The sequence below is a fragment of the Ruegeria sp. AG1 genome (assembly GCF_056541705.1).
Genome location: NZ_JBQFYU010000016.1, coordinates 76,969 through 89,576, shown reverse-complemented (window position 1 = coordinate 89,576; position 12,608 = coordinate 76,969). Strand labels below are relative to the sequence as shown.

The 12,608-nt window shown below is 56.6% G+C and carries 12 protein-coding genes and 1 pseudogene; 10 read left to right on the top strand and 3 right to left on the bottom strand.

Annotated elements, in window-relative coordinates:
• The 3 genes and pseudogenes from ACR0B5_RS21045 to ACR0B5_RS21035 form a co-directional block, all read right to left on the bottom strand.
• A pseudogene (locus tag ACR0B5_RS21045) lies at positions 1 to 128 on the bottom strand (IS6 family transposase); the annotation flags it as partial.
• A gap of 318 nt (positions 129 to 446) precedes the next feature.
• On the bottom strand, positions 447 to 692 hold the full coding sequence (locus ACR0B5_RS21040; protein WP_480543161.1) for a hypothetical protein: 246 nt from the start codon (positions 690 to 692) through the stop codon (positions 447 to 449).
• A gap of 296 nt (positions 693 to 988) precedes the next feature.
• Positions 989 to 1,444: an Lrp/AsnC family transcriptional regulator gene (locus ACR0B5_RS21035; RefSeq protein ID WP_480543159.1), complete on the bottom strand. Its 456-nt coding sequence runs from the start codon at positions 1,442 to 1,444 to the stop codon at positions 989 to 991.
• A 115-nt stretch (positions 1,445 to 1,559) separates the two neighbouring features.
• On the opposite strand from ACR0B5_RS21035, the gene ACR0B5_RS21030 reads away from it, so the two are divergent.
• From ACR0B5_RS21030 to ACR0B5_RS20985, 10 genes are all read left to right on the top strand, one after another.
• A complete protein-coding gene (locus ACR0B5_RS21030) occupies positions 1,560 to 2,759 on the top strand; it encodes a methionine gamma-lyase (RefSeq protein WP_480543157.1) in 1,200 nt (399 codons plus the stop codon).
• A gap of 14 nt (positions 2,760 to 2,773) precedes the next feature.
• A complete protein-coding gene (locus ACR0B5_RS21025; RefSeq protein ID WP_480543155.1) occupies positions 2,774 to 5,146 on the top strand; it encodes a 1-deoxy-D-xylulose-5-phosphate synthase N-terminal domain-containing protein in 2,373 nt (790 codons plus the stop codon).
• Between the two features lie 931 nt (positions 5,147 to 6,077).
• Positions 6,078 to 6,590 carry a ferredoxin-type protein NapF gene (napF, locus tag ACR0B5_RS21020; protein ID WP_480543153.1) on the top strand — a complete coding sequence of 171 codons (513 nt, stop codon included), beginning with the start codon at positions 6,078 to 6,080 and terminating at the stop codon, positions 6,588 to 6,590.
• Entirely contained in the window at positions 6,587 to 6,859 is a 273-nt protein-coding gene (locus ACR0B5_RS21015; protein ID WP_170641165.1) for a chaperone NapD, read from the top strand. The genes napF and ACR0B5_RS21015 overlap by 4 nt, the downstream gene beginning before the upstream one ends.
• A gap of 17 nt (positions 6,860 to 6,876) precedes the next feature.
• Complete coding sequence (gene napA / locus ACR0B5_RS21010; RefSeq protein WP_480543150.1) at positions 6,877 to 9,369, top strand: nitrate reductase catalytic subunit NapA; 2,493 nt, start codon at positions 6,877 to 6,879, stop codon at positions 9,367 to 9,369.
• Between the two features lie 27 nt (positions 9,370 to 9,396).
• Positions 9,397 to 10,215: a ferredoxin-type protein NapG gene (gene napG / locus ACR0B5_RS21005; RefSeq protein ID WP_170641153.1), complete on the top strand. Its 819-nt coding sequence runs from the start codon at positions 9,397 to 9,399 to the stop codon at positions 10,213 to 10,215.
• Positions 10,212 to 11,129 (top strand): quinol dehydrogenase ferredoxin subunit NapH, encoded by a 918-nt coding sequence (gene napH / locus ACR0B5_RS21000; protein WP_170641151.1) that lies wholly within the window; start codon positions 10,212 to 10,214, stop codon positions 11,127 to 11,129. The genes napG and napH overlap by 4 nt, the downstream gene beginning before the upstream one ends.
• A 12-nt stretch (positions 11,130 to 11,141) precedes the next feature.
• Positions 11,142 to 11,579 carry a nitrate reductase cytochrome c-type subunit gene (locus tag ACR0B5_RS20995; RefSeq protein ID WP_170376987.1) on the top strand — a complete coding sequence of 146 codons (438 nt, stop codon included), beginning with the start codon at positions 11,142 to 11,144 and terminating at the stop codon, positions 11,577 to 11,579.
• A gap of 29 nt (positions 11,580 to 11,608) precedes the next feature.
• Positions 11,609 to 12,301: a NapC/NirT family cytochrome c gene (locus ACR0B5_RS20990; protein ID WP_480543147.1), complete on the top strand. Its 693-nt coding sequence runs from the start codon at positions 11,609 to 11,611 to the stop codon at positions 12,299 to 12,301.
• Positions 12,302 to 12,314: 13 nt separating this feature from the next.
• A complete protein-coding gene (locus tag ACR0B5_RS20985) occupies positions 12,315 to 12,578 on the top strand; it encodes a hypothetical protein (RefSeq protein WP_170472389.1) in 264 nt (87 codons plus the stop codon).
• The last annotated feature ends 30 nt before the right edge of the window (positions 12,579 to 12,608 follow it).

Below are 12,608 nucleotides of genomic sequence, written 5' to 3'. Positions count from 1 at the left end.
CTCACGTCGATACCTCGCTCGTGCAGCAGATCTTCGACATTTCGAAGCGAAAGCGGGAAGCGGATGTACAACATCACCGCAAGGCGGATGATCTCGGGGCTGGTTTTAAAGCACTTAATGTGAACCATTTGGCACGAAATCGGTCGTTTTGAGAGGTATAAGGTTTACATTCCGTCGATTCCTGCCGGCGCGATGTAAACCTTTGTCAACCTTAAGCAACCTTTTGGCGTTGTCGCGGGATCCGGAAAGGTAGGTCGAACCAGCCATTCCTCACCCCGGGTCCGATGCCGATTTTCTATTTCCTCTCCAAGGTTCACATAGGCGCCAAAGGAGCTGCACCCAGCCTAAAGTCGGTAGCAGGTCTTTCTTGTTACTCACCTCTCTTGGAAAGCGCAGCCACGCGCGCTCATTGGGGGTCAGGTCTTCCTTATGGTCGGAAATGAACTTCAACTTCCAAAGATCACATTGATCGCCGCGTGTGACCTGCCGGTAATCCTGGGATCAGTATTGTTCGAAGCCTCGCGGATCGCCTGCAACCCACCTATTTCATTTGTGGTAGTGGGCTCGCCAAACTCTTCCGCAACTGCCTCGGCCGCTGTCTGACCAATCGCCTGTCCAAGGTCAAGCCGCATAACGAAAGCAGGGTCCGCATCCAACGCAATAGCCAGTGCCGGAATGCGATCGAGCGCCATCTAGGGGCGACCCTGCTTGATCATCGTGATCATGTTTTGGTTCACACAGCCGGCTTGGGCCGCAATCTAAGCCCAGCTCTTAAGCGATTTCAGTTCTAGCACCCGGCTCTCAACGTATTTCGCCAAACTTGTATTCTCGTAGAGTTTCTTGGTCATCGCAATCTTCTCAAAAGTGACGCAGCAAGTGCAGCATGTCTTCTCTATCGCGATGCTGACAATGGGAAATTGCGGCGGGAAGAAATCAGTGAACAAAAATGTTTAGCCAGTTGGAAACAACTCATTCTGAGTCTGTCTATCTATCCGGGCGGAAAAACGGCGGTCTTTTTTACTGTTCCATAGACAAAGCTGGTGTCGATCGAGGCTATCCCACCGATCGGATGAATTCGGTGACGAATAAATTCCTCGTAGGCTTCCAGATCCGACACCAAAACCCGCAATTGGTAGTCCATTGCCCCGGTCAGCACGTGGCATTCAAGAACCTCGTCGATCATCCGAACGCGTTTCTCGAAGTTCTGAACGTCCGTTTCGTTGTGTCGCTCCAATCTGATACGCACGAAAACGGTAATGGCCATCCCATACGCGGCAGCGTCAACGTCGGCGCTGTATCCCTTTATCACTCCGTTGGCTTCAAGGTTTTTGACGCGGCGCAAACACGGCGAGGGAGACAAGTTCACTTCGCCAGCAAGATCCTGGTTCGTCATGCGCCCGTCACGCTGCAGGGCTCGAATGATCTGCCTGTCCTTAGCGTCCATTTCACCCTCTTGTTTGGCAGGATATGCCAATCTACCTATTCAATTTGATATATTTCGCAACCGTTAGCCCAAAGTAAAGGCGCAAACTAGCTTCAGCATGATTCAGGAGCTTCTAATGACTCATCCAACCGGATTTGCCACCCGTGCCATTCACCACGCTTATAACCCTTTGGAAAATGACGGTGCGCTGACACCACCGCTGCATTTGACGTCCACGTTTACCTTTGAAACCGCAGAGGCTGGTGGAGAGATGTTCGCCGGCGAGCGTGAAGGTCATATCTACAGCCGTATTTCAAACCCCACATGCGACATTCTTGAACAACGCATTGCCGTGCTTGAGGGGGCCGAGGCCGGGCTAGCTCTCTCAAGCGGCATGGGGGCGATCACGGCAGTGCTTTGGACCCTGCTGTCGCCAGGTGACGAAGTCATCGTGGACAAAACGCTCTATGGCTGCACCTTCGCCTTTATGCGTCATGGTTTAGCGAAATGGGGGGTCACGATAACACATGTTGACATGACAGACCCTGAGAACCTGAAAGCGGCCGTTTCTGACAAAACCCGCGTTGTCTATTTCGAAACTCCGGCCAATCCGAACATGCGCTTGGTGGACATCGCCGCAAGCGCCGCAATTGCGCATTCGGTTGGTGCAACGGTCGTCGTCGATAACACTTATGCCAGCCCGTATCTGACCCGCCCGATCGAGCACGGCGCAGATATCGTTCTACACTCCGCTACCAAATATCTCGGGGGACATGGCGATGTGGTCGCTGGTCTGGTTGTAGGAACCGCCGAACAAATTGCTGAGATCCGACTTGTCGGGATGAAGGACATGACCGGCGCGGTAATGGCCCCTTTCAACGCGATGCTGATCCTGCGTGGTCTAAAAACACTGAACCTGCGTCTGGATCGTCATTGTGATTCAGCCAAAGTCGTCGCGGACTTCCTCGAAGCGCACCCCGCCGTCGGTGAGATTTATTTCCCCGGTCTTGAGAGCTTCGCACAGCACGATGTAGCGCAGCGACAGATGTCCCAACCGGGCGCTATGATAGCGTTTGAGGTCAAGTCCGGTCTGTCTGGTGGAATTGAATTCATGAACCGCCTGAACATGATCCAGCGCGCGGTATCGTTGGGCGATGCGGAAACACTGATCCAGCACCCAGCATCGATGACCCATTCGACATATACGCCCGAAGAACGGGCCGAGCATGGGATCAGTGATGGCCTAATCCGCCTGTCCGTCGGGCTGGAGGATGTCGAAGATATCCTTGCAGACCTGGAGCAAGCTTTGCCTTACCCTGCCCGCAGCGCCGCCTGAACCCGGAGACCACCATGCACATTGATCCCACCCAACTGAAGATCGTTGAACAGCGCCTGCTGTGGTTGTCTCATTGGATGATCCACCATGCCAACCATGTCCGACCAAAGGTGGATGGGATCAAGATCGGTGGCCATCAGGCTTCGTCTGCGTCGATGGTGTCGATCATGACCGCGCTTTATTTCTCGGCCTTGCGGCCTGAGGACCGGGTTGCAGTCAAACCCCATGCGTCGCCGGTGTTTCATGCGATGCAGTATCTCATGGGCAATCAGACCCGCGAGAAGATGGAGAATTTCCGCGGATTTGGAGGTGTGCAAAGTTATCCAAGCCGGACCAAGGACATTGACGATGTTGATTTCTCGACCGGGTCTGTGGGTTTAGGTGTCGCGATCACATCTTTTGCGTCGATCATTCAGGACTACATCAAGGCCAAAAGCTGGGGTTCAGACGCGCCAATGGGACGTATGGTTGCCCTGGTAGGCGATGCCGAACTGGATGAAGGCAATGTCTACGAGGCACTACAGGAAGGATGGAAGAACGACCTCCGAAACACGTGGTGGATCATCGATTACAACCGACAGTCGCTGGACGGTATAGTCCGGGAGGGCTTGTTCGAACGGATCGAGAAAATCTTCGATGCATTCAGTTGGGATGTCGTTCGTGTCAAATATGGGGTTCTTCAACGCGCGGCCTTTGAAGAGCCCGGTGGCGACCGACTGCGCGACTGGATTGATGCTTGCCCCAACCAGGATTACTCCGCTTTAACTTTCATGGGTGGTGCGAATTGGCGAAAGCGTCTCATGGACGATCTGGGGGATCAGGGGGATGTGACCGCTCTGATCGAACGGCGCACGGATGCAGAGCTCGCGGCCCTTATGGAAAATCTGGGTGGCAACTGCGTCGAGACAATGGCTCAAACATTCACCGCCATAGATCATGATCGCCCCACATGTTTCCTGGCCTACACAGTCAAAGGATGGGGCACCCCTATTGCAGGCCACAAGGACAACCACGGCGGGCTGATGAACAATAGTCAGTTTGCCACGTGGCAATCGCATATGGGTGTGCCGAAGGGCGAAGAATGGGAGCCGCTTGCGACGGTGCAGGAACCAGAAAAACTGAAGGATTTCCTTGCGAATACACCTTTCTTTGCCAAAGGTCCGCGCCGCTATTTTGATGACAAGTTGGATGTGCCGACAATCGGGATCGACACCAGCCGCGAAATCTCGACACAGATGGCGTTTGGCAAGATTCTTGACGATCTATCAAAAGGCGACAGCCCATTGGCCGAACGCATAATGACGACCTCCCCAGATGTGACAGGCACAACAAGCCTTGGTCCTTGGGTTAACCGGCGCAAACTGTTCGCCCGATCCGAGCAATCCGACGCCTTCATAGAACACCGGATCCCTTCGACGGCAAAATGGGAATTCACTCCCGAAGGGCAGCATATCGAGCTTGGTATCGCCGAAATGAACCTCATGTTGCTTCTGGGAGCAGCGGGTTTGTCGCATTCCCTGTTCGGTAAGCGGCTGATCCCAATTGGCACCGTCTATGATCCGTTTGTCAGCCGCGGTCTCGATGCGCTGAATTACGCCTGTTATCAGGACGCGCGTTTTATGCTGGTTGGCACACCTTCGGGCGTCACACTCGCCCCAGAAGGTGGAGCACACCAATCCGTTGGAACACCGCTCATCGGGATGAGCCAAGACGGGTTGGCCGCTTTTGAACCCGCCTTCGCCGACGAGCTCGCGGTGATTATGGAATGGGCCTTCGACTACCTGCAGCGCGATGGCGAAGGACAGCCCGACGAGCGCACATGGTTGCGCGATGAAACTGGAGGGTCCGTATATCTGCGCCTGACGACCAACCCGATTGAACAGCCTGGCAAACGTGTCGACGACGAGTTCCGCCAAGGTGCCATTGATGGGGCCTATTGGTTGCGAAAACCCGGGCCCAATTGCGAAGTTGTAATTGCCTATCAAGGAGCAGTCGCGCCGGAGGCAATCAAGGCTGCCGGTATGATTGGTGAAGGCCGTCGCGACATAGGTGTATTGGCCGTGACATCCGCAGATCGCCTGAATGCCGGATGGACCGCCGCTCAACGAGCGCGTTCTCGCGGCAACCAAGCGGCACGCTCCCACATCGAAACCCTGATGTTCGACCTTCCGCCACACTGCAAGCTCGTCACCGTTGTCGATGGTCATCCTGCAACTCTATCCTGGCTCGGGGCAGTGCTTGGACATCAGACAATCCCCATGGGCGTCGAGCATTTTGGTCAGACCGGAACAATCGGCGATCTGTATCACCACCACTGCATTGACGCAGACGCCATCCTGGAGAAAGTGAATGGACTGACCCATGGCAGAACTCTTCACCGTGCATAAGTGGGCTGGATCTGGGCAATAATGTAGAGAACAAACTAGCACTGAACATAAGGTGCTGGATGACCTACTGAAAAACAAGAGCTTACCATGATACGACAGGGGCCGGGTTTAGTCGCAATGAAACCGCAACGTTATCGCAGCGCTATCTGCTACTGAAGTGCAATGGTTGGCATTCAAAGCCCTTATTTTGTCTACTTTCACCCCGGGAACTCGCCTTCGGGTGGCAGGGATCGGAGGTTCGAACCCTCTAACTCCAAAAAAAATCAATTTCTTGCGTTGGGTTTTTGACTTCGCAAATCCCTCAGTTTTTGCGAAATATTACGAAAACCTTAAGATTCCGCCCTCTCACCCTGCCGATATAATCCTGCCTTAGAACTGATTTGGATCGTCGAAACTTCTGCCAACGATCTTAACCGTGCCAAGCAATATCAGGCCGCTGTGAACAGTATCCAGATAAGAGAAAGCGCATCACTGGTATCCTGCAACGGTGAAGCTCCTTCGCTGATTGTGCCGTTGTGTGCTGTGTCGGGATCAACTAACGGGCTATCTTGAACCTCGACTGCGCCATCCTCCACAAGCACGGCCCGGAAAACATCCGGAACAAGTAGCGGCTGACCGCCGATATTGACCGGAGCCGGCTGAGCGTCATAAAGGTTCAGACGCCTTCGCTAGCCTCAATGTGTCATTGCGGGCTTACAAACAATCTGAACAAAGGCGTCTTTAAAAGAGATATGTATGATTGGCCTAGGTTAGATGCACCGGTGAAATACGGGGTAGAAACAAATTCTCTTCTTCTTATGCGTGAAATGTGCAAAGTTTTAAGAACGATCAAGAATTAATCAAATTGAACATGACATAGGTCAATTTTTGGCCTGCGACAGTTCGATAAAGAGTTTGGTAAGTCTCGAGATCAACAGCGGACCGCAAGCCTATGAATAAGCTAGCCAGCCGCCGTGCCTTTCTGCGTGGTGCTCCGCTGCGCGAAGACCGGACAGCAATCATTCCGCCCGGCGCGGATCAGGACCACTTTTTCGAATTGTGCGTCCAATGCGACGATTGCGTCTCGGCTTGCCCCGAACACATCATCACCTTTGATCGGCAGGGCTGGCCAGTTGTCAGCCTTGAAGCCTCGCCCTGCACATTCTGCGGCGCCTGCGCCGAGGCCTGTACGACCGGTGCACTGAAACCCGAAAACCTGAGTGATTGGCCGTGGCGGGCCCATGTCACAGCAGGATGTCTTTCGATGAATGGCGTGAGCTGCCGTGTGTGCCAAGACGTCTGCGATTGCAACGCGATTGGGTTCAAACTGCTACTTGGGGGACGGTCAGAGCCCGCCGTCGACCAAGAGGCCTGTACAGGGTGCGGCGCCTGCGCCAGCGCGTGCCCGGCCAATACAATCCGATTTGAGCGCCACGAAACACTCCCCCGGGAGAGCTTGCAATGAACATCTGCGGATGCCTTGTCCATGTCGCCCCCGACGTCGCGCAAACCGCCCAGGAGGCGATGCTAGGGTTTGACGGTGTCGAAATCCATGCCACTGCCGAAGATGGCCGTGTTGTCGTCGTGGTCGAGGACACGCCCGAAAAGCTGGCCTCCGAGACGATCATGGATCTGCACCAGATCCCGGGCGTGATCTCTCTGACCCTGACCTATCACCATTTCGAAGACCTCGCGGAGACCCGTCCGCATCTTAATGCTTCCTGCCAGACCTGAAACCGGAGACCCATGCCATGACCATCTCTGAATCCCGCCGGACCTTCCTGAAATCAACTGCTGCCGCCGCTACCGCTTCGGCGGCTGGTCTTCCGCTGGCCACAGGCGCAGCGCAGGCGCAAGTCGGCACGTCTGACATTCGTTGGGACAAGGCGGCGTGCCGGTTCTGCGGCACGGGTTGCTCGGTTCTGGTCGGCACCAAGGAAGGTCGCGTGGTGGCCACTCAGGGTGACCCGGACGCGCCTGTGAACCGCGGCCTGAACTGTATCAAAGGCTACTTCCTGTCCAAGATCATGTACGGCAAGGACCGTCTGACCACGCCTTTGCTGCGCAAGACCAATGGCGAATACGACAAGAACGGTGAATTCGAACCTGTCAGCTGGGACGAAGCCTTCGACGTCATGGCCGAGAAATGGAAAGAGGCACTGGCCAAGAAGGGCCCGACCAGCGTTGGCATGTTCGGTTCTGGCCAATGGACCGTCTGGGAAGGCTATGCGGCTGCCAAGATGATGAAGGCCGGGTTCCGCTCGAACAACATCGACCCCAACGCGCGGCATTGCATGGCATCGGCCGTTGTGGGCTTTATGCGCACCTTCGGCATTGACGAGCCGATGGGTTGCTATGACGACTTTGAGCACGCTGACACCTTCGTTTTGTGGGGCTCGAACATGGCGGAGATGCACCCGATCCTGTGGTCGCGCCTCACCGACACGCGCCTGACCAAACCGGGTTCCGAGGTGCATGTGCTGTCCACTTTCGAACATCGCTCGTTCGAGCTGGCCGACAATGGGATGGTGTTCGCACCTCAGACCGATCTGGCGATCCTGAACTACATCGCCAATTACATCATCCAGAACGGCGCGGTGAACGAAGACTTCGTCAAGAACCACGTCAACATCACCAAAACCGTCACCGATATCGGTTACGGCCTGCGCGACAACCATCCACTGCAGGAAGCAGCCGAGAACCCAAATGGCGGCAAGATGGAACCGATCAGCTTTGAGGAATATGCCGAGGCGGTTTCGAAATACACGCTGGAATACACATCCGAGCTGTCGGGCGTACCTGCCGATCAGCTGGAGCGTCTGGCCCAGCAATATGCCGACCCCAACCGTAAGGTCATGAGCCTGTGGACCATGGGCTTTAACCAACACACACGTGGGTCTTGGGTGAACTCACTGATGTATAATGTGCACCTGCTGGTCGGGAAGATCTCAGAGCCGGGCAACTCGCCGTTCTCGCTGACCGGCCAGCCGTCGGCCTGTGGCACTGCACGTGAGGTTGGCACCTTCGCCCACCGTCTGCCCGCCGACATGGTGGTGACGAACGACAAACATCGTGAGATTTGCGAAACCGCATGGAACATTCCCGCTGGCACCATCCCGGACAAACCCGGATTCCACGCTGTTCTGCAGCACCGCAAACTGAAGGATGGTGACCTGAACGCCTATTGGGTGCAGTGCAACAACAACATGCAGGCCGCGCCCAATATCAACGAAGAAGGCTTTCCCGGCTACCGCAACCCGGAAAACTTTATCACCGTGTCCGACCCCTACCCGACGGTCACAGCCGTGTCTGCCGACCTGATCCTGCCCACCGCCATGTGGGTCGAAAAGGAAGGCGCCTATGGCAATGCCGAGCGTCGCACCCAGTTCTGGCGGCAACAGGTGCAAGCGCCGGGTGAGGCGAAATCGGACCTCTGGCAGTTAATGGAATTCTCCAAACGCTTCACCGTCGAAGAGGTTTGGGGCGAAGAACTGCTGGCCACCATGCCCGAGCATCGCGGCAAGACCATGTACGACGTGCTCTATGCCAACGGCAAGATCGACCAGTTCCCGCTGTCTGAGACGGCCGAAGGCTTCCACAACGACGATGCGGAACATTTCGGTTACTATGTCCAGAAAGGTCTGTTCGAAGAATATGCCGATTTCGGGCGCGGTCATGCGCACGATCTGGCACCCTTCGAGATGTACCACGAGGCGCGCGGTATGCGATGGCCGGTCGTGGACGGCAAGGAAACGCTCTATCGTTTCCGCGAAGGCTATGACCCCTACGTGCCCGAAGGCGCGGGCGTGAAGTTCTATGGTAAGCCTGATGGCAAGGCTAGCATCATCTTTGCCCCCTACGAACCCGCCGCCGAAGAGCCCGATGAAGAATTTGATCTGTGGCTGTCCACGGGCCGCGTGCTGGAGCACTGGCACTCGGGCTCGATGACCCGCCGGGTGCCGGAACTACACCGCGCCTATCCGAACGCGGTCGTCTACATGCACCCGCAGGACGCTGAAGATCGGGGGCTGCGCCGTGGACAAGAGATCGTTCTGTCCACCCGCCGCGGCGAGGTTACCAGCCGGGTCGAGACCCGTGGACGCAACAAGGTGCCGCGCGGTCTGGTCTTCATGCCTTGGTTCGATGAGCATCAGCTGACCAACAAGTTGACGCTGGACGCAACCTGCCCGCTCTCGAAAGAAACCGACTTCAAAAAGTGCGCCTGCAAGGTCGAGCGCGCTTAACCGGGAAGGATCGCAAAGGTTGTCCCCATGTCCCTGACCGGTACTCCTATCTCGCCGCAACGGCGTCGCTTCCTGCAGGATTCGGCGCGCGCGGCAGGTGGCTGCGTAGTCGCCGGGTCATTGCTGGCCTGGTTGGCGCGCGATGCCCGCGCGCTTCCGGCGGAAGCCTTGCGCCCGCCCGGCGCATTGTCTGAGAAAGATTTCCTGTCGGCTTGTATCCGCTGCGGGCTTTGCGTGCGGGACTGTCCTTACGATACCCTGAAACTGGCGGAACTTGGGGTCGATGCCGTTGCGACCGGCACGCCCTATTTCACCGCCCGCGATGTGCCGTGCGAGATGTGCGATGACATCCCCTGTGTTGCCGCTTGTCCCACCGGCGCGCTGGACCCGGGTTTGGACAATATCGATGATGCCAACATGGGCGTTGCAGTTCTGGTCGATCAGGAAAACTGCCTGAACTTCCTCGGTCTGCGCTGCGATGTCTGTTACCGCGTCTGCCCCGTTATTGACGACGCAATCACGCTGGAAACCGCGCACAACGCGCGTTCAGGCCACCATGCGATGTTCATCCCCACCGTCCATGCCGACCGCTGCACCGGCTGCGGTATGTGCGAGAAAAGCTGTGTTCTACCCGAAGCTGCGATCAAAGTACTGCCCGCCCGATTGGCGCGCGGTAGCAGCGCGGACCACTATCGCAAGGGCTGGGAAGAAAAAGAAAGCCACGGCGGTCCGCTTGTGGACGGATTGATCGACCTACCCGACCGCCTGCCGGGGCCTGGCACAGACAATCTGGCCGCGCCGGGCGGCTTTGCGCCCTCCTATAACCTACCGGGGGCAGGCCAATGAGCGCTCACACTCATGTTCCGATTGGTCAGGAGGCTATTGAGGCCAAAGGCTGGGTCGGTGCGCACAAGTTCCTGCTGCTGCGTCGGACAAGCCAACTGTTCTTTTTGGCGTTGTTTCTGCTGGGGCCATGGTTCGGTCTCTGGATCGTGCAGGGAACGTTGGCGGGGTCGCTGACCCTTGGCATTCTGCCCCTGACAGATCCGTTTGTGCTGCTGCAAAGCTATGTGGCTGGGCACTGGCCGGAACTGACCGCCCTGATCGGCGGGATCATCGTTCTGGTCGCCTATGCGCTGATTGGCGGGCGCGTCTATTGTTCGTGGGTCTGTCCGATCAACCCGGTGACTGATGCCGCCAACTGGTTGCACCGCAAGCTGGACCTGCCCAAAGGCTGGCAACCCAAACGCAGCACCCGTCTGTGGATACTGGCGACGGTCCTGATCGTCTCGGGCCTGACTGGCGCCATCGCGTGGGAGTTGGTCAATCCGATCACCATGCTGCATCGCGGACTGATTTTCGGCGCGGGCTTTGTCTGGGCACTGATCACAGCGATCTTCATCTTTGATCTGGTCGTCGCCCGTCACGGTTGGTGTGGCCATATCTGCCCCGTCGGCGCCTTCTATGGCCTGATCGGCAGTAAAAGCCTGCTGCGTGTCAGCGCCGCCAACCGGACGGCCTGCAATGACTGCATGGATTGCTACGCCGTCTGCCCGGAGAACCAGGTCATCTCGCCAGCGCTGAAAGGCAAACGGGACGCGACGCCGCTGATCCTGTCGCCCGATTGCTCGAATTGCGGCCGCTGCATCGATGCATGCGCCGTGGATGTCTTCAAGTTTACTAACCGGTTCGACGACCACGTCGTCGCGCCTTTCGATCCCGTTCCCGCGCCCGATGCGCGTACAGCCAGACCTATCTAAGGGAGTGCACAGATGAACAAGCCAATCCTGACAGGCGTCGCCGCCCTGATCCCAGTCGTACTCCTCAGCGGGTTCGCCCTTGCGCAATCCGCCCAGGTTGAGACCCTGCGAGGCGGCGAAGTGGATGAAACGGTCCCGCTGGATCAAGTCCACAAAACGATGGAAGGACGGATTGTACGGAACTACCGGCAGCAGCCGCCGCTGATTCCACATTCTATCGAACAATACCAGATCGACACGCGGACCAACCAGTGCCTGTCCTGCCATGACTGGACAGTTGCGGGCGAACGCAACGCGCCCACCTTGTCGATGACCCACTATCTCGATCGCGACGGCAATGAGTTGGATCACATCGCAGGGACCCGGTATTTCTGCAATCAGTGCCACGTGCCGCAGGTAAATGCGCCTACCTTGGTCGACAACCTGTTTGAACCATCCCACAGCAACTAATCCAACGTATGATTGAAAGGAGCACCAAGATGGCAGACTCTCCTGAAAAACGCGGCTGGATCGGTCGCTTGTGGAACGCGTTCTGGACACCGGCTGTTTTGTTCAGTTCGGGTTTTTTGATCTTGGCCGGCTTTCTGGGGGGTATCCTATTCTGGGGTGGCTTTCACTGGACGCTTGAACTGACCAATACAGAGGAGTTCTGCGTGTCCTGCCATACGATGGAAACTAATCTGGGCGAGTACCGCGAGACGATCCACTACAACAACCACTCGGGCGTGCGCGCGATCTGTTCGGATTGTCACGTGCCGGATGAGTGGAACCACAAGATCAAAGCCAAGATCATGGCCGTGAAAGATGTCTATCACGAGCTCGCAGGCACAATCAGCACCCCCGAGAAATACGAGGATCACCGTCTGGCAATGGCCTCGGCCGTTTGGAAGAAGATGAAGGAATCCGACAGCCGCGAATGCCGGAACTGTCACAACTTCGACTATATGGACTTTACCTTGCAGGAAACACGCGCCGCGAGCGAGCACCAGCGTGCGATTGACACCGGGATGACCTGTATCGACTGCCACCAGGGCATCGCTCACAGCCTGCCGCCGGGATATCTTGAGACCTACCAGGACATAGCCGAAGCGGTTGACGGCAAACCGCTGCACAAACAAGCGGCGGTTTCTGGCAATGACATCCAGTCGTTCCTCAACGCCAGCGCCGATTAAGAAGGGGGCAGAGATGTTAGATATACTTGGGACAATCGGTGGAAACATCCTCAGCCTGCCCGGCATTCTTGGGCTGGCGCTGGGAATGATGACCAGACAAATATGGCTGGGCGCGGCGCTGGGCGGGCTTGTCGGCGTGTTCGAAACACTGGTCTTTGCCGGTTTTCAATTTGCTCAAATCGAAGCTCTGGAGCTCGTGATTGCAATTCTGGTTGGCGTATGTGCCGGCGGTTTAGGGAGCCTTATCCGAATTAAAGGAACGCAAGTCAGGCCATAGGATCAGGATGCCTTGATTTTCGATGCGCTG

What these genes read in the sequence shown, in the direction of transcription:
- ACR0B5_RS20990 (WP_480543147.1), top strand. Translation starts at nt 11,609, where the DNA reads ATGGCAGACTCTCCTGAAAAACGCGGCTGGATCGGTCGCTTGTGGAAC.
- ACR0B5_RS21035 (WP_480543159.1), bottom strand. Translation starts at nt 1,444, where the DNA reads ATGGACGCTAAGGACAGGCAGATCATTCGAGCCCTGCAGCGTGACGGG.
- ACR0B5_RS21040 (WP_480543161.1), bottom strand. Translation starts at nt 692, where the DNA reads ATGGCGCTCGATCGCATTCCGGCACTGGCTATTGCGTTGGATGCGGAC.
- napA (WP_480543150.1), top strand. Translation starts at nt 6,877, where the DNA reads ATGACCATCTCTGAATCCCGCCGGACCTTCCTGAAATCAACTGCTGCC.
- napH (WP_170641151.1), top strand. Translation starts at nt 10,212, where the DNA reads ATGAGCGCTCACACTCATGTTCCGATTGGTCAGGAGGCTATTGAGGCC.
- ACR0B5_RS21015 (WP_170641165.1), top strand. Translation starts at nt 6,587, where the DNA reads ATGAACATCTGCGGATGCCTTGTCCATGTCGCCCCCGACGTCGCGCAA.
- ACR0B5_RS21025 (WP_480543155.1), top strand. Translation starts at nt 2,774, where the DNA reads ATGCACATTGATCCCACCCAACTGAAGATCGTTGAACAGCGCCTGCTG.
- napF (WP_480543153.1), top strand. Translation starts at nt 6,078, where the DNA reads ATGAATAAGCTAGCCAGCCGCCGTGCCTTTCTGCGTGGTGCTCCGCTG.
- ACR0B5_RS21030 (WP_480543157.1), top strand. Translation starts at nt 1,560, where the DNA reads ATGACTCATCCAACCGGATTTGCCACCCGTGCCATTCACCACGCTTAT.
- ACR0B5_RS20995 (WP_170376987.1), top strand. Translation starts at nt 11,142, where the DNA reads ATGAACAAGCCAATCCTGACAGGCGTCGCCGCCCTGATCCCAGTCGTA.
- napG (WP_170641153.1), top strand. Translation starts at nt 9,397, where the DNA reads ATGTCCCTGACCGGTACTCCTATCTCGCCGCAACGGCGTCGCTTCCTG.
- ACR0B5_RS20985 (WP_170472389.1), top strand. Translation starts at nt 12,315, where the DNA reads ATGTTAGATATACTTGGGACAATCGGTGGAAACATCCTCAGCCTGCCC.